This window comes from Kitasatospora sp. NPDC041917 (genome assembly GCF_055589745.1).
The window spans coordinates 66,707-90,991 of sequence record NZ_JBVJBI010000016.1; the positions used below are offsets into that span (position 1 = coordinate 66,707).

The 24,285-nt window shown below is 76.2% G+C and carries 7 protein-coding genes and 1 pseudogene; all 8 read right to left on the reverse strand.

Annotation, left to right across the window (positions count from 1 at the left end):
- Positions 1 to 31: 31 nt before the first annotated feature.
- A complete protein-coding gene (locus ACZ6EM_RS20900; RefSeq protein ID WP_465772969.1) occupies positions 32 to 1,327 on the reverse strand; it encodes an MFS transporter in 1,296 nt (431 codons plus the stop codon).
- A gap of 6 nt (positions 1,328 to 1,333) precedes the next feature.
- Positions 1,334 to 14,692 (reverse strand): annotated as a pseudogene (locus ACZ6EM_RS20905) (non-ribosomal peptide synthetase); the annotation flags it as partial.
- 66 nt (positions 14,693 to 14,758) lie between these two features.
- Positions 14,759 to 15,754 (reverse strand): TauD/TfdA family dioxygenase, encoded by a 996-nt coding sequence (locus ACZ6EM_RS20910; protein ID WP_359898259.1) that lies wholly within the window; start codon positions 15,752 to 15,754, stop codon positions 14,759 to 14,761.
- Between the two features lie 8 nt (positions 15,755 to 15,762).
- Positions 15,763 to 15,975, reverse strand: a complete 213-nt coding sequence (locus ACZ6EM_RS20915; RefSeq protein WP_189922088.1) for an MbtH family protein — start codon at positions 15,973 to 15,975, stop codon at positions 15,763 to 15,765.
- A 109-nt stretch (positions 15,976 to 16,084) separates the two neighbouring features.
- Positions 16,085 to 17,269, reverse strand: a complete 1,185-nt coding sequence (locus ACZ6EM_RS20920) for a cytochrome P450 (RefSeq protein WP_401044488.1) — start codon at positions 17,267 to 17,269, stop codon at positions 16,085 to 16,087.
- A complete protein-coding gene (locus ACZ6EM_RS20925) occupies positions 17,269 to 18,048 on the reverse strand; it encodes a thioesterase II family protein (protein ID WP_465772970.1) in 780 nt (259 codons plus the stop codon). The genes ACZ6EM_RS20920 and ACZ6EM_RS20925 overlap by 1 nt, the downstream gene beginning before the upstream one ends.
- Positions 18,045 to 19,799, reverse strand: a complete 1,755-nt coding sequence (locus ACZ6EM_RS20930) for a non-ribosomal peptide synthetase (protein ID WP_452178859.1) — start codon at positions 19,797 to 19,799, stop codon at positions 18,045 to 18,047. Before ACZ6EM_RS20930 ends, ACZ6EM_RS20925 begins: the two co-directional genes overlap by 4 nt.
- 9 nt (positions 19,800 to 19,808) lie before the next feature.
- Positions 19,809 to 24,260, reverse strand: coding sequence for an amino acid adenylation domain-containing protein (locus tag ACZ6EM_RS20935; RefSeq protein ID WP_465772971.1), 4,452 nt, complete (start codon positions 24,258 to 24,260; stop codon positions 19,809 to 19,811).
- Positions 24,261 to 24,285: the final 25 nt, after the last annotated feature.

A 24,285-nucleotide genomic window follows, 5' to 3' on the forward strand; every position in this document is an offset into this window, starting at 1 on the left:
GCGCGGGGTGGGGCGGGGCGGGGCGGCGCGGTCAGGCGGCGGGGTCCGACGGCCTGGTCGGGAAGTCGCGCAGGCCGCGCAGCGGGCTGGCCAGCAGCACCCCGCCGGCCGAGAGCAGCACGCCCGCCATCAGCCAGATGGTGCCGCGGGCGCCGATCACCTCGCCGAGCCAGCCGCCGAGCAGGGCTCCCACCGGGATCGCGCTGTAGTTGAGGGTCGCGGAGCTGGCCCTGATCCGGCCGATCATCTCGGGCGGGCAGTAGGCCTGGGAGAAGCTGCCGGCCAGGACGTTGCCCGCCACCACGCCGCAGACCGCGACGGCCCAGGCGAGCGCGCTGACCACGAGCGGCAGCCGCTCGCCCGCCAGCGGCAGCAGCAGGATGAAGGGCGCGACCACCAGCTCGCAGACCAGCAGCCCGCGCGCGGTGCCCAGCCTGCGGGCGATCCGCCCGGCCAGCATCGCACCGGCCAGCCCGCCGACGCTCACCAGCGCGAACACCGCGCCCACCGCGCCCGGTTCGATCCCCACGCTGCGCACCAGGAAGACCGTCTGCACCGCCTGGATGCCGTTCAGTCCCAGGTTGCCGACCGCCGCGAAGCAGGCGAACGTGCGCAGGTAGGGATCGCGCAGCAGGAACCGGACGCCCTCGCCGATCTCGCGCGGGATGCCGCGCCGTTCGGACACCGGCGGGGGGCGCTCCTCCGTCCTGATCCGCCGCAGGCAGAACGCCGACACCAGGTAGGTGAGCGAGTCGGCGAGCATCCCGCTGGCGGCGCCGAAGGCCTGCGCGAGCAGACCGGCCGCGCCCGGGCCGGCGATCTCCGCCGCCGAGGCCCCGGAGCGCAGCTTGACGTTGGCCTCCAGCAGGTCGGCCTTCGCCACCAGGGCGGGCAGCACCGCCCCGTAGGCGGTGGAGAAGAACACCTTCACCGCCCCGGTCAGCAGGGCCACCACCACCAGCTGGGCGAGGGAGAGCGCCCCCAGCCACGCGGACACCGGGACGCTGGCGAAGAGGACGAGCAGCAGCAGGTCGCAGACCAGCATCACCCGCAGCCGGGGCCAGCGGTCCACCCAGGCTCCGGCCGGCAGGCCGAGGAACAGCCAGGGCAGCCAGGCGGCGGCGTTGATCACGCCCACCGCGAAGGGGCCGGCGCCCAGCGTGACCACGGCCACCAGGGACAGCGCCACGCTGCCGACGGCCGTGCCGAGGGTGCTGGTGGTCTCACCGATCCAGAGCCGGCGGAAGTCCCCCTGGGCCCACAGGCCCCACCGGCCGCGCGGCCGCTCCGGCGGCGCCGGCGATTCGATCGGGACGGTGGTGGTCATCGCGGGTCACGCTCCCGGCTTCTGGGTGTGCGGCTTCTCGGTGTGCAGCTTCTCGGTCAGCACGGCGGCGATCCGTGCGAGGGGTTCCGGCCGGGTCAGCTCGCCGTGGGCGCAGGCCAGGCGGTGGCTCTCGATCCGGCCGTCCAGGTACGGCCGCCAGCTCTGCTCGTACGGCCAGTCGGCGGGCTTGCCGGTGGTCGCCCCGAAGAAGACGGCGTCCCCCCGGTAGCGGGCCGGCACGTGCTCGGCCATCAGCTTGCGGTGCCGGTCGAAGACCTCCGGCAGCACGGCCACGGCCTCCCCGAGCACGGCCCGCAGATCGGCGAGGCCCCGGCCGTCCGCCGGGTCGTGGCCGAGCGAGTGCAGCAACTCCGCGAGGGTGTCGGCGGTTTCGACGGGCGGGGCGCCGGCGGTGCGGACCGCCGGGGCGCCGTCGAGCAGGGCCAGCAGGCCGACCTCGGCGCCCTCGGCCCGCAGCCGCACGGCCATCTCCTGCGCGACCACCGCGCCGAAGGACCAGCCCAGCAGGTGGTACGGGCCGTCGGGACGCACCGCGCGGATCTGCCGCACGTAGTCCTCGGCGATCTCGGCGACGCTCGCCGGTGCGTCGCCGCGCAGGCCCCGGGCCTGGAGGCCGTACACCGGCTGCTCGGGGCCGAGGTGGCGCAGCAGCCCGGAGTAGACCCAGCTGATGCCGGCCGCCGGGTGGACGCAGAACAGCGGGGGCCGGTCGCCGCCGGCGCGCAGCGGCAGCAGGACGTCCAGCGCGTCGGGCGCCGGGCCGTGGTCGAGCCGTCGGGCGAGCCCGGCCACGGTGGGTGTCTCGAACAGCGCCCGCATGCCGGGGTCCGTGCCGAGGGCGCCGCGGACCTTGGCGAGCAGCTTCATGGCGAGCAGGGAGTGGCCGCCGAGGTCGAAGAAGTCGTCGTCGATGCCGACGACCTCCAGGCCGAGCACCTCCGCGAACAGCCCGCACAGGATCGACTCCTGCGGCGTCCGGGCGGCGCGGCCGCCGGCGAGCTGCCCGAAGTCCGGTGCGGGCAGCGCCGTCCGGTCGAGCTTGCCGCTGCCGGTGAGCGGCAGCGCGGCCAGCGGGACGACGGCGGCGGGCAGCATGTAGCCGGGCAGGTGGCCGGCGGCGAAGGCGCGCAGTTCGGCGGGGTCGAGCGGGCCGTCGGCCACCACGTGGGCGACCAGGCGCAGCCCGTCCGCGGCGGGCAGCACGGCGGCGGCGCCGACCCGCGGGTGGAGCGTCAGCACGTGCTCGATCTCGCCGAGTTCGATCCGGAAGCCGCGGATCTTCACCTGGTGGTCGGTGCGGCCGAGGTACTCCAGTTCCCCGTCGCGGGTGCGGCGGGCCAGGTCCCCGGTGCGGTACATCCTCCCTCCGTGCCCACCACCGGGCAGGAGGGGCCCGTCCCCGGCCGCGAACGGGTCGGCGACGAAGCGTTCCGCCGTCAGGCCGGGGCGGCCCAGGTAGCCGCGGGCCAGGCCCGGGCCGGCCAGGTACAGCTCCCCGGGCACGCCCGGCGGGACGGGGTTGAGGTACTCGTCCAGGAGGTACGCCCGCACCCCGGCGACGGGGCCGCCGAGACCGGGGCGCTCCGCCCCGCCGAGCGGCCGGCCGAGGGCGTAGACGGTGGCCTCGGTCGGGCCGTACAGGTTGTAGGCGGTGGTGCCCGGCGCCGCGCGCAGGCTCGTCCAGAGCTGCTGGCCGACGGCCTCGCCGCCCAGCACCAGGACGGCCGGGGCGGCGCCCTCCAGCAGGCCCTCGGCGAGGAGCTGCTCGGCGTAGGACGGGGTGACGTCCATGGCGCCGATGCCCTCCGCGCGCACGTACCGCACCAGCGCGGCCGGGTCGCGGCGCAGCTCGTCGCCGATCAGGTGCAGCTCGTGCCCGGCGAACATCCAGAGCAGGCTCTCCAGCGACCCGTCGAAGCAGAGCGAGGCGGTGAGCGCGACGCGCAGTCGGCCGTGCGCGGCCTCGGCGGCGGCGATCGGCCCGGCCCGGTGGACGGCCAGCAGGGCGGCGAGGCTGCCGTGCTGGACGACGACGCCCTTGGGTCGGCCGGTGGAGCCGGAGGTGTAGATCAGGTAGGCGGCGTGGCCGGCCGAGGCGCGCGGGGCCGGGTCGGTGTCCGGCCCGGTGGCCTCGGCGAGGGCCAGCACGGGGGTGCCGGCCAGCGCCTCGGGCCGGGGCCAGCCGTCGTCGGTGAGGACGAGGGCGGGGGCCGCGTCGGCGAGGGTGCGGGCGGTGCGGTCGGCCGGGTGGTCGGCGTCCAGCGGCAGGTAGGCCGCGCCGGCCTTGAGCACGGCCAGGGTCGCGATCACGCTCCCGGCCGAGCGCGGCAGGGCGAGGGCGACCACGGACTCGGGTCCGATGCCCCGCCCGATCAGGTGGTGGGCGAGCCGGTTGGCGCGGGCGTTCAGTTCGGCGAAGGTCAGCCGGACCTCGCCGCAGACCAGCGCGACGGCCTCCGGGGTGCGGGCGGCCTGGGCCGCGAAGGCGGCCGGGACCAGTGGGAGTTCGGCCGGCAGGGCGGCGCCGGCGGTCGGGAGCGCGGCGCGCTCCTCGGCCGACAGCAGCTCGATGCGGCCGATCGGCAGCTCGGGCCGGGCGGCCACCGCCGCCAGCAGCCGGCCGAGGCGCACGGCGATCGCCTCGACCGTCTCCCGGTCGAAGAGGTCGGTGGCGAAGTCGATCGCGCACTCCAGGCCGGCGGGCGCGCCGTCCGCGTCGAAGGACTCGCCGAGGCCCACGCTCAGGTCGAACTTGGCGACCGTCCCGGCGGAGGACACCGCCGAGGCGTCCAGGCCGGCCGCGGCGAGCGGCGCCGAGTCGCCCCGGCCCTCCAGCAGCAGCATCACCTGGAAGAGCGGGTGGCGGGCCAGCGAGCGGGCCGGGTTCAGCTCCTCCACCAGGCGTTCGAAGGGCACGTCCTGGTGGGCGTGGGCGTCGAGTTGGGTCTCCCGGACGCGGGCCAGCAGCTCGGTGAAGCTCGGATCGTCGGACGTGTCGGTGCGCAGCACCAGGGTGTTGACGAAGAAGCCGACCAGCTCGTCCAGCGCCTCGTCGGAGCGCCCGGCCACCACCGAGCCGATCGGGACGTCGGTGCCCGCGCCGAGGCGGGTGAGCAGCGCGGCGAGGGCCGCCTGCACGGTCATGAACATCGTCACCCGGTGCCGGCGCGACAACTCGCCGAGAGCGCGGTGGAGTTCCGCGCCGTACGGGACGACGACCCGCTCGCCGCGGTGCGAGGCGGCCGCGCGGCGCGGCCGGTCGACGGGCAGCGACAGCTCCTCGGGCAGGCCGGCCAGCGCCTCGCGCCAGTGGGCGAGCTGGCGGGCGAGCAGGCTCTCCCCGTCCTCCTCCCGGCCGAGCAGTTCGCGCTGCCAGAGCGCGTAGTCGGCGTACTGGACGGGCAGCGGCGCCCACTGCGGGGCCGCGCCGCCGGTGCGGGCCGCGTAGGCCGTGGCGAGGTCGCGCAGCAGCGGGCCCATCGACCAGCCGTCCCCGGCGATGTGGTGCAGGACGAGGGCGAGCAGGTGCTCCCCGGGCCCGGCCGGGATGACGTGGGCGCGGACGGGCAGGTCGGCGGCCAGGTCGAAGGGGCGGGCCGTGCAGCTCGCCGGCTCGGTGCCGGGCGGCAGCAGCTCGACCCGGACGCGGGCCTGCCCGGCGGGCAGGATCCGCTGGTAGGGGGTGCCGTCGAACTCCTCGATCAGGGTGCGCAGGCTCTCGTGCCGGGCGACCACGTCGCCGAGGGCGAGCTCCAGCGCGGCGGCGTCCAGCTCGCCCGCCACGCGCAGGACGAGCGGCAGGTTGTAGAGGGCGCTGGGGCCTTCCATCCGGTCGATCAGCCACAGGCGCTGCTGGGCGAAGGACAGCGGGACGCGCTCCGGGCGTTCGCCCGCCGCGCTCAGCGCCGGTCGCCGCGAGCCGGTGCCCAGGCGGGCGGCCAGCCCGGCCACGCTCGGCGCCTCGAAGACGTCCCGGATCCCCAACTCGGCACCCAGCGCCGCCCGCACCCGGCTGAGCAGCCTGGTGGCCAGCAGCGAGTGGCCGCCCAGGTCGAAGAAGTCGTCGTCGATGCCGACGCCCTCCAGGCCGAGCACCTCCGCGAACAGCCCGCACAGGATCTCCTCCTGCGGGGTGCGCGCCGCCCGGCCGGCCGACAGCGCCCCGAAGTCCGGTTCGGGCAGCGCCCGGTGGTCGACCTTGCCGCTGCCCGTCAGGGGCAGGGTGTCGAGCAGGACGACGGCGGCCGGCACCATGTAGCCGGGCAGCGCCCCGGCGGCGAAGCGCCGCAGTTCGACGGCGAGTTCGGGCGTCTCCCGGCCCGCCGTGCAGTGGCCCACCGCGCAGTGGGCGACCAGGCGCCGGTCGCCGGTGTCGCTCTCCCGGACGGTGACCACGGCCTGGCGGACGGCGGGGTGGCGGGCCAGCACCTGCTCGATCTCACCGGGTTCGATCCGGAAGCCGCGGATCTTCACCTGGTGGTCGGTGCGGCCGAGGTACTCGACGCCGCCGTCGCGGGTGCGGCGGGCCAGGTCCCCGGTGCGGTAGATGCGCGCGCCCGGCTCGAAGGGGCAGGCGACGAAGCGCTCCGCCGTCAGTCCCGGCCGCGCCAGGTAGCCGCGGGCCAGTCCGGCGCCCGCGAGGTACAGCTCCCCCGGCACTCCCACCGGGACGGGGTTGAGGTACTCGTCCAGGAGGTACGCCCGCACCCCGGCGATCGGGCCGCCGAGACCGGGGCGCCGCGCCGCGTCGAACGGCTGGGTCAGCGCGTAGACGGTGGCCTCGGTCGGACCGTAGAAGTTGTGGCCGGCGGTGTCGGGGTGCTCCCGCAGCCGCTGCCACAGCGCCTGGCCGACGGCCTCGCCGCCGAGCAGCAGGAGGCGCGGCGCGGGTGCGTCCAGCAGCCCCTCCTCGATCAGCTGCTCGGTGTAGGACGGGGTGAGGTGCAGGGCGTCGATCCCGGCGGCGGCCGTGTGGCGGACCAGCGCCGCCGGGTCGCGGCGCAGCTCGTCGCCGATCAGGTGCAGCTCGTGCCCGGCGAACATCCAGAGCAGGGGCTCCAGGGAGGCGTCGAAGCAGAGCGAGGCGGTGAGCGCGATCCGCTGCCGGCCGTGGGCCTCCTCGGTGCCCCGGATCAGGGCGGCGCGGTGGGCGGCGAGCAGGGCGGCGACGGCGCCGTGCGGCACCACGACGCCCTTGGGGCGGCCGGTGGAGCCGGAGGTGTAGATGACGTAGGCGGCGTCGCCCGGGTCGAGGGCGCACCACCCCGGGTCGGGCGCGGCGCCCTCGGCGTCCTCGGCCGGCGGGGCGACGTCGGCCGGCGGGGCGACGTCCAGGACGGGCAGGCCGGCCAGCACCTCGGGCAGCGGCCAGCGGTCGTCGGTGAGGGCGAGCGCCGGGCGGGCGTCGGCGAGCATGTGGGCGGTGCGCTCGGCCGGGTACTCGGCGTCCAGCGGCAGGTAGGCGCCGCCGGCCTTGTGCACGGCGAGCATGGCGACCACCGTCTCCGCCGAGCGCGGCAGGGCGAGGGCGACCACCGACTCCCGCCCGGCGCCCGCGGCCCGCAGGCGGTGGGCGAGCCGCTCGGCCCGGGTGTCCAGTTCGGCGAAGGTCAGCCGGACCTCGCCGCAGACCAGCGCGACGGCCTCCGGGGTGCGGGCGGCCTGGGCCGCGAAGGCGGCGGGCAGCAGCGGGAGTTCGGCCGGCAGGGCGGCGCCGGCCGCCGGGAGCGCGGCACGCTCCTCGGACGACAGCAGCTCGATGCGGCCGATCGGCAGCTCGGGCCGGGCGGCCACCGCCGCCAGCAGCCGCGCGAGGCGCACGGCGACGGCCTCGACCGTCTCCCGGTCGAAGAGGTCGGTGGCGTAGTCGAGGGCGCAGTCGATCCCGGCGGGCTCGCCGTCGGGGCCGAAGGACTCCTCGGCGATCAGGCTGAGGTCGAACTTGGCGGAGCCGTTGCCCGCCGCGAGCGGCTCGACGTGCAGGCCCGCCGTGGCCGGCTCGGCCCGCTCGTTGCTCTGGAGCACCAGCATGACCTGGAACAGCGGGTGGCGGGCCAGCGAGCGGGCCGGCCTGAGCTCCTCCACCAGGCGCTCGAAGGGCACGTCCTGGTGGGCGTAGGCGCCGAGGGCGGTCTCCCGGGCACGGCCGAGCAGTTCGGCGAAGCTCGGGTTCCCGGACGTGTCGGTGCGCAGCACCAGGGTGTTGACGAAGAAGCCGACCAGCTCGTCCAGCGCCTCGTCGGAGCGCCCGGCCACCACCGAGCCGATCGGGACGTCGGTGCCCGCGCCGAGGCGGGTGAGCAGCGCGGCGAGGGCCGCCTGCACGGTCATGAACAGGGTGACCCGGTGGGCCCGGGAGAGCGCGACCAGTTCGCGGTGGCACTCGGCGTCCAGGGTGAGCGCCACCCGGTCGCCGCGGTGGGAGGCGACGGGCGGGCGGGGGCGGTCCAGCGGCAGCGTCGCCTCGTCCGGGAGGTCCGCCAGGGTCTCGCGCCAGTGGGCGAGCTGGCGGGCCGCCAGGCTCTCGGGGTCGCTCTCCTCGCCGAGCAGCTCGCGCTGCCAGAGCGCGTAGTCGGCGTACTGGACGGGCAGCGGCGCCCGGCCGGGGGCGGCGCCCTCGGCGCGGGCCGCGTAGGCGCCGGTGAGGTCGCGGACCAGCGGGCCGAGGGACCAGCCGTCGCTGGCGATGTGGTGCAGCGCCAGGACCAGCACGTGCTCCTCGGCCGCGACCCGCAGCAGGGCGGCGCGGACGGGGAGTTCGGTGCGCAGGTCGAAGGCGTGGCGGCACAGTCCGGCCACCGTGGCGGCCACCTCGTCGGCGGGGCAGTCCCGGGTGTCGAGCGGGACCACGGCCTCCCCGGCCGGAAGGACGCGCTGGTACGGGGTGCCGTCGAACTCCTCGATCAGGGTGCGCAGGCTCTCGTGCCGGGCGACCACGTCGCCGAGGGCGAGCTCCAGCGCGGCGGCGTCCAGCTCCCCCGTCAGGCGCAGCGCCAGCGGCGCGTTGTAGAGGGCGCTGGGGCCTTCCATCCGGTCGATCAGCCACAGGCGCTGCTGGGCGAAGGACAGCGGGACGCGGTCGGGGCGCTCACGGCCCGTACCGAGCGCCGCCCGCTCGGAGCCGGCGCCCAGGCGGGCGGCCAGCCCGGCCACGCTCGGCGCCTCGAAGACGTCCCGGATCCCCAACTCGGCACCCAGCGCCGCCCGCACCCGGCTGAGCAGCCTGGTGGCCAGCAGCGAGTGACCGCCCAGATCGAAGAAGTCGTCGTCGATACCGACGCCCTCCAGGCCGAGCACCTCCGCGAACAGCCCGCACAGGATCTCCTCCTGCGGGGTGCGCGCCGCCCGGCCGGCCGACAGCGCCCCGAAGTCCGGTGCCGGGAGGGCGGACCGGTCCAGCTTGCCGTTGGCGTTCAGCGGCAGCGCGTCCAGCGGCACGATCGCGGCCGGCAGCATGTAGCCGGGCAGCGTCCGGGCGGCGGTGGCGCGCAGCTCGGCCGGGTCGAGCGGGCCGTCGGCGACCACGTACGCGACCAGGCGCAGCCCGTCCCCGTCGGGCAGGACGGCCGCCTGGAGCACCCGCGGGTGGGCGGTCAGGACGCGCTCGATCTCGCCGGGTTCGATCCGGAAGCCGCGGATCTTCACCTGGTGGTCGGTGCGGCCGAGGTACTCCAGCTCCCCGTCGCGGGTGCGGCGCACCAGGTCCCCGGTGCGGTACATGCGCGCGCCCGGCTCGAAGGGGCAGGCGACGAAGCGCTCCGCCGTCAGTCCCGGCCGCGCCAGATAGCCGCGGGCCAGTCCGGCGCCGGCCAGGTACAGCTCCCCCGGCACACCCGCCGGGACGGGGTTGAGGTACTCGTCGAGGACGTGGCAGCGGGTGCCGGCGACGGTGCGTCCGAGGACGGGCCGCCCGGTGGCCTCCAGCGGGTGGGTCAGGGCGTCGACGGTGCACTCGGTCGGGCCGTAGAGGTTGTGGGCGGCGGTGCCCGGGGCCTCGCGCAGCCGCGTCCAGAGCGCCCGGCCGACGGCCTCGCCGCCGAGCAGCACCAGGGCCGGCGCGGGCTCCTCCAGCAGGCCCTCCTCGATCAGCTGCTCGGCGTAGGAGGGCGTCACCTCCAGGACGCCGATGCCCTGCTCGCGCGCGTGGCGGACCAGCGCCCGGGCGTCGCGCCGCACGTCGCCGCCGATCAGGTGCAGCTCGTGGCCGGCGACCAGCCACAGCAGGCCGTCCCAGGAGGCGTCGAAGCAGAGCGAGGCGGTGAGCGCGACCCGCTGCCGGGCGGCCCCGGCCATCACGCCCGCGCGGTGGGCGGCCAGCAGCGCGGCGATGCCGCCGTGCGGCACCACGACGCCCTTGGGGCGGCCGGTGGAGCCGGAGGTGAAGATGACGTAGGCGGCGTCGGCCGCCGTGGCCCGCGGGGCCGGGTCGGTCTGCGGGCCGGCCGGCTGCGCGGCGAGGTCGAGCGCGGGGTGCCCGTCGAGCACCTCGGGCAGCGGCCAGCGGTCGTCGGTGAGCACCAGCGCCGGGCGGGCCTCGGCCAGCATGTGCGCCGTCCGCTCGGCCGGGTACTCGGCGTCCAGCGGCAGGTGGGCGCCGCCGGCCTTGAGCACCGCGAGGACGGCCACCACCGTCTCGGCCGAGCGCGGCAGGGCCAGCGCCACCACGCGCTCGGGGCCGATGCCCCGGGCGATCAGCGCGTGGGCGAGCCGGTTGGCCCGGGCGTTCAGCTCGGCGAAGGTCAGCGAGAGCTCGCCGCAGACCAGGGCCACCGCGTCCGGCGTGGCCGCGGCCTGCGCCTCGAAGACGGCCGGCACCAGGGGCACCGTCGCGGGCAGCGGGGTGTGGTCGCCCGCCTCCGCGGCCCGCCGCCCGGCGGGCAGGACGTCCAGCTCGGCGACGGACCGCCGGGGGTCGGCGGCGACCTGGCGGAGGACCGACTCCAGGGCGGCGGCCAGCTGTTCGGCGCTCCCGCGGTCGAACAGGTCGGTGGCGTACTCCAGGACGCCGGCCAGCCCCGCGGCGGCGCCCTCGGCGCCCTGCCGCTCGACCAGGCGCAGGGTGAGGTCGAAGGTGGCCGTCCCGAAGTCGACCGGCTCCTCCGTCACCGTCACGCCGGGCAGGTCCGGGCCGTCCTCGGCGGCGCCCGCGAAGGCCAGCATCACCTGGAACAGCGGGTGGCGGGCGGTCGACCGGGTCGGGTTCAGCTCCTCCACCAGGCGCTCGAAGGGCACGTCCTGGTGGGCGTGGGCGGCCAGGTCGCTCTCCCGGACCCTCGCCAGCAGCTCGGCGAAGCTCGGGCGGCCGGACAGGTCGGTGCGCAGCACCAGGGTGTTGGCGAAGAAGCCGACCAGCTCCTGCACGGCCTCGTCGAGGCGGCCGGCCAGCGGGGTGCCGATGGGCAGGTCGGTGCCCGCGCCGAAGCGGTGCAGCAGGGTGGCGTACGCGGCCCGCAGGACCATGAAGAGGGTCACGCCGTGCTCGGCGGCGAGCGCGGTGAGCCGGGCGTGCAGGTCGGCGTCGAACTCCAGCGGGACGACCGCGCCGCGGTGGGTGGCGACCGGCGGGCGGGGGCGGTCCAGCGGCAGCGGGAGTTCCTCGGGCGCGCCGGCCAGCGCCTCGCGCCAGTGGGCGAGCTGGCGGGAGAGCGGGCTCTCGGGGTCGTCCTCGTCGCCGAGCAGTTCGTGCTGCCAGAGCGCGTAGTCGGCGTACTGGACGGGCAGCGGCTCCCACGGCGGGGCCTCGCCCGCGAGGCGGGCCCGGTAGGCGTCGGTGAGGTCGCGGTAGAGCGGGCCCAGCGAGGCGCCGTCCCCGGCGATGTGGTGGACGACCAGGACCAGCACGTGCTCCTCGGCCCCCTCGGGCCGCAGGTAGGCGTGGACCGGGAGGTCGGTGGCGAGGTCGAAGGTGTGGCCGGCGAGTTCGCCGCTCGGGCGGTCGGTGACGGTGAGCAGGCCGGTCGCGGGGGCGTCGAGGACGCGCTGGTACGGGGTGCCGTCGTGCTCGCCGAAGACGGTGCGCAGGGCCTCGTGCCGGTGCACGACGTCGCCGAGGGCGGCCTCCAGGGCGGCGGGGTCGAGCGGGCCGCTCAGCCGCAGGGCGAGGGTGACGTTGTAGGTGGCCGAGGGGCCGTCGGCCCGGGCCAGGAACCAGAGCCGGCGCTGGGCGAAGGAGAGCCGCACCCGCTCGGGCCGGGCGACGGGCCGAAGCGACGGGCGGGCCGGGGCGGGGGCGCCGGTCGCGCGGTCGGCGAGCCGGTCGGCGAGCCCGGCGACGGTCGGGGCCTGGAAGAGGTCGCCGATGGCGAGTTCGACGCCGAGCTCGGTGCGGGCCCGGCCGACCAGGCGGGTGGCGAGCAGGGAGTGGCCCCCGAGGGCGAAGAAGTCGTCGTCGATGGTGATGTCGTCGATGCCGAGGAGTTCGCCGTACAGCTCGCAGAGCACCCGTTCGCGCTCGTCGCGGGGGGCGCGCCCGGTGTCGTCGGCGGCGAGGTCGGGGGCGGGCAGGGCGCGGCGGTCGACCTTGCCGTTGGCGTTGAGCGGCAGCGCGTCCAGCAGGACGACCACGGCGGGGACCATGTAGCCGGGCAGCGCGGTGCCGGCGAAGGCGCGCAGCTCGGCCGGGGTGAGCGAGGCCTCGGCGGTGCAGTAGGCGACCAGCCGGGTGTCGCCGGGGCGGTCCTCGCGGGCGATCACGATGACCTGGCGGACGGCGGGGTGGCGGGACAGCGCCGCCTCGATCTCGCCGAGTTCGATCCGGAAGCCGCGCAGTTTGACCTGCCCGTCGATCCGGCCGAGGAACTCCACGGCGCCGTCGGCGCGCAGCCGCACGAGGTCCCCGGTGCGGTACATCCTCTCGCCGGGCGCGTACGGGCAGGCGACGAAGCGTTCGGCGGTCAGGCCGGGACGGCCCAGGTAGCCGCGGGCCAGGCCGGCGCCGGCGAGGTACAGCTCGCCGGGGACGCCGGGCGGGACGGGGCGCAGCCGGGCGTCGAGGACGTAGCTGCGCATGTTGTCGAGCGGGCCGCCGATCGGCACCCGGGGGCCGTCGAGGTCGGCGGGGGCGAGCGGGTGGTGGGTGGCGAAGGTGGTGGTCTCGGTGGGGCCGTAGACGTGGGCGAGCAGCAGCTCGGGGCAGGCCTCCAGGACCCGGCGCAGCAGCACCCCGGAGGCGGCCTCGCCGCCGGTGCAGACGACGCGCAGGGCGGCGAAGGTCTCCGGGGCCTGCTCGGCGACGAGGTCGAACAGGGCCTTGGTGAGGAAGACGGCGGTGACGTCGTGGCGGGTGGTGACGGCGTGCAGGGCGGTGGCGTCGAGGGCGCCGGGCGGGGCGACCACGACGGTGTTGCCGGCCAGCAGCGGCGTCCAGATCTCGTAGGTGGCGGCGTCGAAGGCGTGCGGGGAGTGCAGCAGGACGCGCTGGTGGCGGCCGTCCTGCCAGCGCCGGTCGGCGGCGAGGTCGAGCACGTCGCGGTGGCGCACGGCGACGCCCTTGGGGCGGCCGGTGGAGCCGGAGGTGTACATCGCGTAGGCGAGCTGGTCCGGGTGGACGGGCACGCCGGGGCGGTGGGCCGGGGCGCCGGCCTCGTCGCCGGGGCGGACCACGGCGGCGCCGTGCGGGAAGCCCGGGTCGGCGCGGTCGGTGAGCAGCACGGGGGCGCCGGTGTCGGCGAGCACGCCGGTCATCCGCTCGGGCGGCAGGCCGGGGTGCATGGGGACGTAGCAGCCGCCGGCCTTGAGGACGGCCAGGGTGGCGACGACGACGTCGGCGGAGCGCTCCATCAGCATCGCGACGGGGGTCTCGGGGCCGACGCCGAGGGCGGTGAGGTGGTGGGCGAGGCGGTTGGCGCGGGTGTCGAGTTCGGTGTAGGTCAGGGTGCCGCCGTCGTGGACGAGGGCGGTGGCGTGCGGGGTGCGGTCGGCCCGGCGCTCGAAGGACTCGACGAGGGTGCCGCTCCACCGGGGGGCGTCGGTGGCGTTCCATTCGACGAGGATGCGGGTGCGTTCCTCGGGGGCGAGCACGTCCAGGGTGGCGATGGGCGCCTGCGGGTCGGCGGCGGCGCCGGCCAGCAGCCGGCCGAGCCGGTCGGCGAGGGCGGTGACGGTGGCGCGGTCGTAGAGGTCGGCGGCGTACTCGATCGAGCCGGTGAGCCCGGCGGGGGCGCCGTCCGGGCCGTGCTGTTCGGCGATGCCGATGTTGAGGTCGAACTTGGCGACGCGCAGGCCGATCGGTTCCGGTGCGCTCTCCAGCCCGGGCAGGTCGGGTGCGGCGTCCTGCCCGTGGTTCTGCAGCACCAGCAGGGTCTGGAACAGCGGGTGGCGGCCGAGCGCGCGGGGCGGGTTGAGCTCCTCGACGAGGCGCTCGAAGGGGAGGTCCTGGTGGGCGAAGGCGTCGAGCTGGGCCTCCCGGACCCGGCCGAGCAACTCGGCGAAGCTCGGGTCGCCGGACGTGTCGGCCCTCAGCACCAGGGAGTTGACGAAGAAGCCGACCAGGTCGTCCAGGGCCTCGTCGGCGCGCCCGGCGACGCCGGTGCCGAGCGGGATGTCGGTGCCGGCGCCGAGCCGGGTGAACAGGGCGGCCAGGCCGGCCTGGAGGACAGTGAACAGGGTGGTGCGGTGGGTGCGGGCGAGGGTGAGCAGGGCGGTGTGCAGACCGGCGTCCCAGGCGACGTCGACGGAGTCGGCGGCGCCGGTGGGGGCGGGCGGTCGGGGGCGGTCGGTCGGCAGCTCCAGTTCCTCCGGCAGACCCGCCAACGCGGTTCGCCAGTAGTCGAGTTGACGGACGAGCAGGCTCTCGGGGTCGCGCTCGTCGCCGAGCAGATCGCGCTGCCAGAGCGCGTAGTCGGCGTACTGGATCGGCAGCGGCTCCCACGACGGGGCGTCGCCGGCGAGGCGGGCCCGGTAGGCCTCGGCGAGGTCGCGCAGCAGGGGGCCGAGCGACCAACCGTCGCCGGCGATGTGGTGGAGCACGACGAGCAGCACGTGCTCGGTCGGTGAGAGGGTGAACACCGTGACCCGGATGGGCAGTTCGCGGCTCAGGTCGAAGGTCTCGGCGGCGGCCGCGTCCCGGTGGGCGGGGTAGTCGGCCGGTGCGCGGTCCAGCACCAGGAAGCGCGGCCGCGCCTCCTCGGCGGGCAGGATCCGCTGCACCGGGACTCCCCCGACCACCGGGAACACCGTGCGGAGGGCCTCGTGCCGGGCGACCACGTCCGCCGTCGCGGCGCGCAGCGCGGCGGTGTCGAGCTCGCCGCGCAGGCGCAGGGCGAACGGCAGGTTGTACAGCGCGGTCGGCCCCTCGATCTGGTCGATCAGCCAGAGACGCTGTTGGGCGTACGAAACCGGGATCACGGTGCTTCCTCTACTCACGTCACGGCACGGCACGGGGTGTTCGGGATGGGGACGGTCGGTCGGCGGTCAGACGGCGGCCAGGTCCGGGCGGACGCTGGGCCGGCAGTCCAGGACGTCGACCGGCTGTCCCATCGAGACGGCGATCCTGCGGTCGCCGCGGTACGGGTCCCGGCCGTGTGCGCAGAGCACGTTGTCGACCAGCATCACGTCGCCGACCTGCCACCGCTCGCGAACGGTCGCGGCGTGGTACGCCTCGTTGAGGGCGTCGACGTCGGCGCTTCCGAGCGGTTCGGCGTCACCGAATCCGGTGTTGAACGGCAGGCCGTCCGGGCCGAACTCCTCGGTCATCGCCTCGTGGATGTCCGGGTCGAGCGACCACTCGTTCCAGAACGCGAGGTGGTTGAACCAGACCTCCTCACCCGTGCGCGGGTGGTGGATGGTGGCGGGGCGCAGCTGGCTGGTGCGCAGGTTGCCGTCCGGGCGCCACTCGCAGGTGATGCCGTTCTCCCGGCAGTAGGCCTCGACCTCGGCGGGGTCCTCGGTGGCGAAGGCGGTGCGCCAGCCGAGGGAGACGTAGTCCGAGTAGGCGCGGGTGAGCGTCCAGCCGGAGGTCCGCCCCCGCTCGACCAGGTGTGCCGGCAGGTGGTCGAGCACCTTGCGGCAGTCGGCGGTCGGGGTGGCCCCGCCCTCCTCGGGGGCGATCAGGCAGGCGAAGAGCAGCCGGCCGGGGAACGTGAGGGTGTAGCTGTTCTCGTTGTGCATCCGGATCGGCTGGGCCGGCGGCAGGTCGGTCGAGGAGAAGACCCCGTTGCCGTAGTCGCTGCGCGGCGTGGCCTTCTCGCGGTAGGGGGTGCGCTCGGGGATGAGCACGTCGCGCACGGCCGCGACGTCCTCGGTGCTCGCGACCGGCAGGCCGCGCAGGAAGATCGTGCCGTGGCGGTGCAGGGCGTCGGTGAGCTCGGTCTCGTTCTCCCGCAGCCAGTCGCAGGCCTCGCCCAGGTCGGCGGTGCGCGGGGCGTGGGCGAGGGCCGGGCGGCCGGGGTTCAGTTCCCAGGTCGGCATGGTGGCGCTCACTGGTGGGCGAGGGAGGCGACCAGGCTGGCGGGCCTGATGTCGGTCCAGTTGGCCTCGATGTAGTCGAGGCAGCCCTGGCGGGTGTCCTCGCCGTGGACGGTGGTCCAGCCGGCGGGCACGTCGATCCAGACCGGCCAGAGGGAGTGCTGGTTCTCGTCGTTGGCCAGGACCAGGTAGCCGGCGTTGTCGTCCTCGAACGGGTTGCTCATGGTGTCCTCCTTGGGTTGATTCGAAGGTACGGGCGGCCCGGGGCCCGCAACGGCAGGAGGCGAGGCAGGTACGCGGCAGTTCGGTGCGGGTGGCTGCCGCCGTCGGACGTCAGCGCGGGAGGAGGCGGACCGGGAAGCGGTCCAGGCCGAAGTTGATGATCGAGCGGTTGTGGGTGACCGGCCCGGTCGGCTCGATGACGGCGACGCGTTCCAGCATCGCCGTGAACAGGGCGCCGAGTTCGGCCTTGGCCAGCGGTGCGCCGATGCAGTAGTGGGCGCCGAGGCCGAGGGCGAGGTGCTTGTTGGGGCTGCGGTCGAGCAGGATCTCCTCGGGCCGGTCGAAGACCTCCGGGTCCCGGTTGGCGGACCACACCCAGACGGCGACCCGGTCGCCGCGCCGGATGGTGTGGCCGTCGAGTTCGGTGTCCCGGCTCGCGGTGCGCAGGGTGTGCAGCCCGACCGAGGTCCAGCGCAGGAGTTCGTCCAGGGCCGAGTCCATGCCGACCTCGCCGCGCTGCAGCTTCCGCCACAGTTCCGGGTGCCGGGTGAGGGTGTGCAGGCCCATGGCGGCGGTGTGACGGACCGTCTGGACGCCGCCGACCACGATGTTGTCCAGGTTGAGCACGACGTCCTCGACCGGCAGCAGCTTGCCGCCGACCCGGTAGGTCGCCATCTTGCTGATCAGGTCGTCCCTCGGGTCCGTCCGGCGCAGCATCACCTGGTGCAGCAGGTACGGGATGAGCTGCTGGTGGCCGGCCCGGCGCTCCTCGGGGGTGTTGCCGAGGAACGCGACGTCGCAGACCCGTTCGACCATCTCGCGGTCCTGCTCGGGGACGTCCAGGAGGTCGCACATGACGGACAGCGGGAGGGCGGAGACGGCGTCGACGAGGTCGACCTCGCCCAGTTCGACGGCCTTCTCGACGATCGAGGCGGCGAGGTCGGTGATGCCGCGGGCGGCGCCGCGCACCGGGCCGGGGGCGAAGAACGGGTTGGCGGGGGCGCGCAGTTCGCGGTGCCGGGGCGGGTCGGTGAGGGCCATCATCCGGCCGGAGCCGACCGGGACGTTGCCCTCGCCGGCGCCGAGCAGCGAGCCCTGTTCGGAGCTGTAGAGGGCGGCGTTGCGCAGCACCTCGGCGGAGTGCCGGTAGGAGAGCACCGACCAGACCTGCCCGTCGTCGACGGTGTCGGTGCGGTGGACGGCGGACTCCCGGCGCAGCTCCGCGACCAGCGCGGGGGTGTCGGGGCGGGCCCACAGGTCGGGGTCGGTGAGGTCGACCGCGGTGGTGGTTGGCATCAGTGCTCCGTCGTGGACTGGTGGGCGGCGCCGGGCCGCGCGATGAGGGAGGAGAGCAGGTCGACCGGGCCGGGCCCGTCGACGGTGGCGAGCAGGTGGCCGCCGGGGACGACGTGGTGGCCGGAGCCGCCGCGGGTGTGGGCGGCCCAGCCTTCGAGGCCGCCCACGGCGAGGAGGGGGTCCTCGACGCCGACGACGGTGTGCAGGGCGGAGCCGATCGGCGGGTGGGGCCGGGGCCGGTAGGTGTCGACCACGGCCAGGTCGGTGCGGATGCCGCGCAGCGCGTTCTCCTTCAGGTCGGCGACGCCCTCGACGAGTTCGCCCATCCCGGCCAGCCGCAGCAGTTCGTCGGCGGTGTGCCGGGGGCGGTCCGCCCCGGCCCAGGCGGCGGGCGGCGAGGCGGCGGCGGCGACGACCAGCTCGGGGCGCCGCTCGGCGGGCAGCGCCCGGGCGACCTCGTAGCCGAGGAGGGCGCCGAAGCTCTGCCCGTAGAAGCCGAACCGGCCGGTCAGGTGCGGGGTGAGGGCCTCCAGGACGGCGTCGACCAGCAGGTCGAAGCTCGCGGGCATCGGGTGGCCGAGCCGGCCGCCGCGGGCCGGCGGTCGCAGTGCCCAGACCTCGGCGGCCGGGGCGAGGGCGCGGGCGAGCGGGGTGTAGGCGGTGGCGTCGCCCCCGGCGTGCGGGAAGCAGAACAGCCGGTAGGGGCGGTGGGGTTGGGGCGCGGGGACGAACAGCCAGTCCCCCTCGACGCGGGGCCGTACCCGCAGTGCGGCGGTCATGCGCCGGCCGCCCGGGCGCGGGCGGTCAGGGCGGGCCGGGGGGCGGCGGTGCCGGCCGCGGCGGCCTGCCCGACGGTGGCGGTGAAGGCGGCCAGGTCGGCGGAGTCGAGCAGGTGGCGCAGCTGGAGTTCGATGCCGAGCCGGCGGCGCAGCAGGTGGACGACCCGCAGCGCGGCGATCGAGTGGCCGCCGAGCGAGAAGAAGTCGTCGGTGGGCCGGACGCCGGTGACGCCGAGCACGGTGCTCCAGACCTCGGCGACCTGCTCCGCCAGTCCGCCGGTGCCGGCCGCCGCCTCCTGCGTGGGGGTGGCGGGGGCGGCGGGGACGGGCAGCGCCGCCAGGTCGACCTTGCCGTTGGGGGTGAGCGGCAGGGCGTCCAGCACGGTGATCACCGAGGGCACCAGGTGGGCGGGCACGGTGGCCCGCAGCCGCTCGGTCAGCTCGGCGGCGGTGACGGCGCCGGTGACGTAGCCGGCCAGGCGCCGGTCGCCGGGGGCGGGTTCGTGGACGGTGACGGCGGCGGCCCGGACGCCCGTCAGCCGGGCCAGGGCGTGCTCGACCTCGCCGAGCTCGATCCGGTAGCCGCGCAGCTTGACCTGGCGGTCCACCCGGCCGACGTACTCCAGCCGGCCGCCCTCGCCGCGCCGGGCCTGGTCGCCGGTGCGGTACATCCGGGCTCCCGGCCCGCCGGACGGGTCGGCGACGAAGCGCTCGGCGGTCGGTGCGGGCCGGCCGACGTAGCCGTGGGCGAGTCCGGGCCCGGCCAGGTACAGCTCGCCGACGACGCCGTCGGGGACGGCGGCGAGCTTCTCGTCCAGCAGGTGCAGGCGCACCCCGGGCAGCGGTTCGCCCAGGTGCGGCCCGGGGCCGCTGATCGGCGCGGTGACGGCGTCGACGGTGCACTCGGTGGGCCCGTACAGGTTGAGCGCGTCGATGCCGCCGTCGGCCAGCTCCCGCCAGGTGCGCTCGGGGACGGGCTCGCCGCCCATGAACAGCCGCGGCACCCGGGCGCCGGCGAGCGGCTCGCGCAGCAGCTCCCAGTGCGAGGGGGTCAGGTCGAGGTCGGTGACGGCGTGCTCGGCCAGCAGGGCGGCGACCCGGGCCGGGTCGGCGCGGTGCTCCTCGCCGATGACCAGGACGGTGTCGCCGCGGCAGATCCGGGCCCACTGCTGGACGGAGGCGTCGAAGGAGACGCTGGCGTTCCAGCCGACCACGCCGGGCCCGGCGCGGTAGGCGCCGGTGGCCTCCAGGGCCTCGACCAGGGCGGCGACGGCGCCGCGCGGCACCTCGACGCCCTTGGGACGGCCGGTGGAGCCGGAGGTGTGGATGACGTAGGCCGGGTCGAGCGGGTGCGCCCCGGTCGGCAGGTCGGGCCCGTCGGCGGCGGCGTCCGGGCGCAGCACCGGCACGCCCTCGGCGGCCGGGAGGCCGTCGGCGCTGATCAGGGCGGCGAGCCCGGCGTCGGTGGCCATGAAGGCGAGCCGCTCGGCGGGGTAGGCCGGGTCGAGCGGGACGTAGGCGGCGCCGGCCCGCCAGACGGCGAGCAGGGCGACCGGCAGGTCGGCGGTGCGGCCGAGGTGGACGCCGACCCGGTCGCCGCGGCCGACGCCGAGGGCGCGCAGGGCGCGGGCCAGGGCGGCGGTGCGGCGGTCGAGTTCGGCGAAGTCCAGGCGGTCGGCGCCGGCCAGCACGGCGGTGCGCTCGGGGTGGGCGGCGACGGTGGCGCGCAGGCGGTCCAGCAGATCGGTCATGACGGGTCCTCAGAGGTCTCGGGCGGCGGCGGCCATGGTGTGCAGGGCGGTGGCGTAGGTGTCGATGAACTGCTCGGCGGTGCTGTCGGTGACCAGCGAGCGCTGGTGGTCCACCGCGAGCAGCACCCGCTGGGTGACCGGGTCCTGGATCACCGAGGCGCCGAAGGCGAAGCTGTTGGGTTCGTGGCGCAGGGTCGGCTCGGTGCCGATCCGGCCGTCCACGATGCGGGCCGAGCTGAGCCGGCCGAGGGCGTGGAAGCGCAGGTAGCCGAACTGGCTGTCCAGCGCGGTGTCGGTCATCAGCCGGGCGAGCCGGGCGAAGGGCACCCGGCGGTGCGGCATCATGTCCAGCTCCTCCCGGTGGACCTCGCGGACCAGGGCGAGCAGGTCGCCGGTGGGCTCGCAGCTCAGCGGGACGGTGTTGAGGAACAGCCCGTACACCTCGGTGCCGCCGAGCCGTTCCAGCCGGCCGTTGACGGCCAGGCCGGTGGTGACGCGCTGCTTCCCGGTGACGGCGGCGAGGGCGTGCAGGTGGGCGGCGAGCGCGACCGACTTGACCGGCACGCCGAGCGCGTCGGCGACGGTCCGCAGCTGGTCGGGCGCCTCGGGCAGCACCCGTTCGACGGTGCGCGGCGCCTCGTGCACGGACTCGCTGCCGGGGAACAGCTGGCCGCTGACGCCGGACAGCCGCTCGCGCCAGTAGCCGAGCGAGCGCTCGTCCCGGGCGGCCTGCCGTTCGACGGCCACGAAGTCGCGGAAGGCGGTGCGCGGCGGCGGGGTGGGCGCGCCGAGCGGATCGGCGGCGAGGGCGCCGTGGCGCTCTAGGATCTCGGTGAGCAGCGAGGTGAAGCTCCAGCCGTCGAGGATCGCGTGGTGCTCGGAGACGGTGAGCTGGAAGGCGTCCTCGGCCAGGCGCTGCACGGTGATCCGGAACAGCGGCGGGGCGGTGAGGTCGAAGGGCGTCCACCGGTGGGTGTCGAACACCTCGCGGATCGCGGCGTCCTGGTCCGCTTCGGCCGTGCCGCGCAGGTCGGCGAACTCGACGGGGGCGGGCAGCCGGCCGTGGACGAGCTGCAGCGGTTCGCCGTAGCCGGACAGGTCCAGGCCGGTGCGCAGCACGGCGTGGCGGTCCAGGGCCTCGGCGACGGAGCGGCGGAACGCCTGTTCGTCGAGGTCGCCGGAGATCCGGTAGGAGTTGACGTTGTGGTAGCTGTCGGTGCCGCCGGCGATCTCCATATGGAAGACCATGGAGAGCTGCATGGACACCATCGGGTAGGCGTCGACGACGCCGGGCGGCAGGTCGGCGCGGTCCTCCGGGGTGATCAGGGCGAACGGCTCGTGGGCGTCCGGGTCCTCGGTGACGGGCTTCGCCAGCGGCAGCAGGGCGGCGACGGTGGGGGCGTTGAAGACGTCGCGCAGGCTCAGCCCCCAGCCGCGCTCGTGCAGCGCGCCGGCCAGCTGGACGGCCCGGATGGAGTCGCCGCCGAGGTGGAAGAAGTCGTCGTGGACGCCGATGCCGTCCACCCCGAGGACCTCCGTCCAGACGGCGGCGAAGGCCTCCTCCTCCGGGGTGCGCGGCTCGACGTGGCGGCCCGCGGCGGCGGCGCTGCGCTGCCCGGGGGCGGGCAGGGCGGCGCGGTCCACCTTGCCGTTGACGGTGAGCGGCAGCGACTCCAGCACGGTGAAGGTGGCCGGGACCATGTACGGGGGCAGCGAGCGGCCGAGGAAGGCGCGGACGTCGGCGGGCTCGCGTCCGGTGACGTACGCGGCGAGGCGGTCCTCGTGCACGGTGACGACGCAGGCGTCGACGTCCGGGTGGGCGGCGAGGGCGTTCTCGATCTCGCCGAGCTCGATCCGGAAGCCGCGCAGCTTGACCTGGAAGTCGGCGCGCCCGATGTACTCCAGTCCGCCGCCGGGCAGCCGCCGGGCGACGTCGCCGGTGCGGTAGAGCCGGGCCCCGGGCGGGCCGTACGGGTCGGCGACGAAGCGCCCGGCGGTGAGGCCGGGGCGGCCCCAGTAGCCGTGGGCGAGGCTGCCGCCGCCGATGTACAGCTCGCCGGCCGCGCCGGGCGGCACCGGCCGCAGCCAGTCGTCCAGGACCTGGGCGCTCAGGTGCGGCATGGGCGTGCCGATCAGGCTGCGTTCGAAGCCCGCGCTGCCGGCCAGGTCGTGGGTGGTGACGTGGACGGTGGTCTCGGTGATGCCGTACAGGTTGCAGAGCCGGGCCGGGGGCGGCGGGTCGAGTTCGAACCAGCGCTGGACGACGGCCGGGTCCAGCGCCTCCCCGCCGAGCATGATCCACTTCAGCGCGGGCAGGGCGCGCGGGCTGCGGCGCAGCACCGGCTCCAGCTGGCGCAGCGCCGAGGGGGTGAGGCAGAGGCGGGTGACGCCCTCCTCCTCCAGCAGCTGGGCGAACTCCTCGGGCGAGCGGCTGGTCACGTACGGGACGACGACCAGGCGGGCGCCGTGCAGCAGGGCGCCCCACATCTCCCACACCGTCCAGTCGAAGGCGTAGCTGTGGAAGAGCGTCCAGGTCTCCTGCGGGCCGAAGCCGAAGTGCCGCGCGCCGTCCGCCATCAGCCGGCTGACGTGCTCGTGGGCGACGGCGACGCCCTTGGGGCGGCCGGTGGAGCCGGAGGTGAAGATGACGTAGGCGACGTCGCCGGGGCGGCCGGCGGCCGGCGGGCGGGTGTCCGGCCGGGCGGCCAGGTCGGCGGCCTCGGCGCTCAGGTCGTAGGCCTGCCAGGGGCCGTCGGGCACCCGGTCCGGGCGGTCGGTGACCACCAGGGCGACGCCGGTGTCACCGAAGACCAGGGCGGCCCGGTCGGCGGGGGCGGCCAGGTCGACGGGCACGTAGGCGGCGCCGGTCTTGAGCACGCCGAGGACGGTGACCAGGACGTCGGCGGTGCGCTCCAGCAGCATGCCGATCCGGTCGCCGGGGCCGGCGCCGCGGGCGCGCAGGGCGTGCGCGAGGCGGTTGGCCCGGCGGTCCAGTTCGGCGTAGCTCAGGGTGCGGTCGGGGTCGCCGACGGCGGGCCGGTCGGGGTGGGCGTCGGCGGCCCGCTCGAACAGGTGGTGCAGGCAGTGGCCGGGGGTGTCGGTGGCCGCGCCCGCGTCCACGGGGCGGGTGGTCAGCCGCAGCACGGTGGCGTCGGGGTCGTCCAGGGCCGCGGTGAGCAGGGCGTCGTACTCGGCGGCCAGCCGGCGGACGGTCTGCGGGTCGAACAGCTCGCTGCGGTACTCGGCCTCGCCGCGCAGCTCGCCCCCGGCGTCCCCGCCGTCGAACACGGACCAGGTGAGGTCGAACTTGCTGGTGCCGTTGGAGCGCACCCGGCTGCGGGCGGTGGCCGCCGGGCCGAGCGCCAGCGGGCTGCGGTCCTCGCCGTGGGCGCCGAACACCACCTGGACCAGCGGCGGGTGCTGGGCGCTGCGGGCGGCGCCGAGCCGGTCGACGATCTGGTCGAAGGGCAGGTCGAGGTAGCCGTACGCCTCGAAGGCGACGTCCTGGACGTGCTCCAGCAGGTCCCGGAAGCCCAGCGCCGGCGCCAGCCGCAGGCGCAGCGGCAGCAGGTTCACGAAGTAGCCGAGCAGGTGCTCCAGTTCGGGGCGGTCCCGGGTGGTGACGGGGGTGCCGACCACCAGGTCGTCGGCGCCGGTCCAGCGGTTCAGCAGCAGGGCGAACGCGGCCAGCTGGACGGTGAACGGGGTGACGCCCTCCGCCTCGGCCAGCGCGCGGACCCGCGCCGCCGTCCCGGGCGCGAGGCCGAACTCCTCGGTCCGGCCGGCCGCTCCGCGCTCGGCGGGCCGGGGCCGGTCGGTGGGCAGCTCCAGCAGGGTGGGGGCGCCGTCCAACTGCTGCTTCCAGTAGGTCAGGTGCTCCTCGTAGGAGGTGCCGAGCTCCTCCTCGGCGCAGTCGGCGTACTGCACGGTCAGCTCCGGCAGCCGGGCCCGCCCGCCCCGCACCGCCGCGCCGTACAGCTCGGCGAGCTCGCGCTCGAAGACCTCGGCGGACCAGCCGTCCCAGACGATGTGGTGGACGGTGAACAGCACCGTGGTGCGCTCGTCGGCGAGCCGGAAGGCCTCGGCGCGCAGCAGCGGGCCGGCGGCCAGGTCGAAGGGCTCGGCGCAGCGGGCGGTGAGCAGGTCCTCCAGGCGCTCCTCCTGCCCGGGGCCGCCCAGCGGGCGCAGGTCGGTCACCGCGAGCGGCACGGCGGGGCGGTGGTGCACCTGCTGGCGGGGGCCGTCGGGGTGCAGCGCGAAGGTGGTGCGCAGCGTCTCGTGCCGGGCCGTGACGGCGTCCAGCGCGCGCTGGAGCAGGGCGAGGTCGAGCGGGCCGGTGACGTCGAGGGTCCAGGGGGTGCAGTAGGTGACGGCCCGCGGGTCGAGGCGGTCGAGGAACCAGAGGCCGCGCTGCAGCCCCGAGACGGGCGCGGTGCGCGCCGGGCGGTCGGACGGGCTCACGGCCTCGTTCCCTTCGTGTGCGGTG

Coding starts and splice junctions, on each gene's coding strand:
- ACZ6EM_RS20930 (WP_452178859.1), bottom strand. CDS start 19,799: ATGACCGATCTGCTGGACCGCCTGCGCGCCACCGTCGCCGCCCACCCC.
- ACZ6EM_RS20900 (WP_465772969.1), bottom strand. CDS start 1,327: ATGACCACCACCGTCCCGATCGAATCGCCGGCGCCGCCGGAGCGGCCG.
- ACZ6EM_RS20910 (WP_359898259.1), bottom strand. CDS start 15,754: ATGCCGACCTGGGAACTGAACCCCGGCCGCCCGGCCCTCGCCCACGCC.
- ACZ6EM_RS20920 (WP_401044488.1), bottom strand. CDS start 17,269: ATGCCAACCACCACCGCGGTCGACCTCACCGACCCCGACCTGTGGGCC.
- ACZ6EM_RS20925 (WP_465772970.1), bottom strand. CDS start 18,048: ATGACCGCCGCACTGCGGGTACGGCCCCGCGTCGAGGGGGACTGGCTG.
- ACZ6EM_RS20915 (WP_189922088.1), bottom strand. CDS start 15,975: ATGAGCAACCCGTTCGAGGACGACAACGCCGGCTACCTGGTCCTGGCC.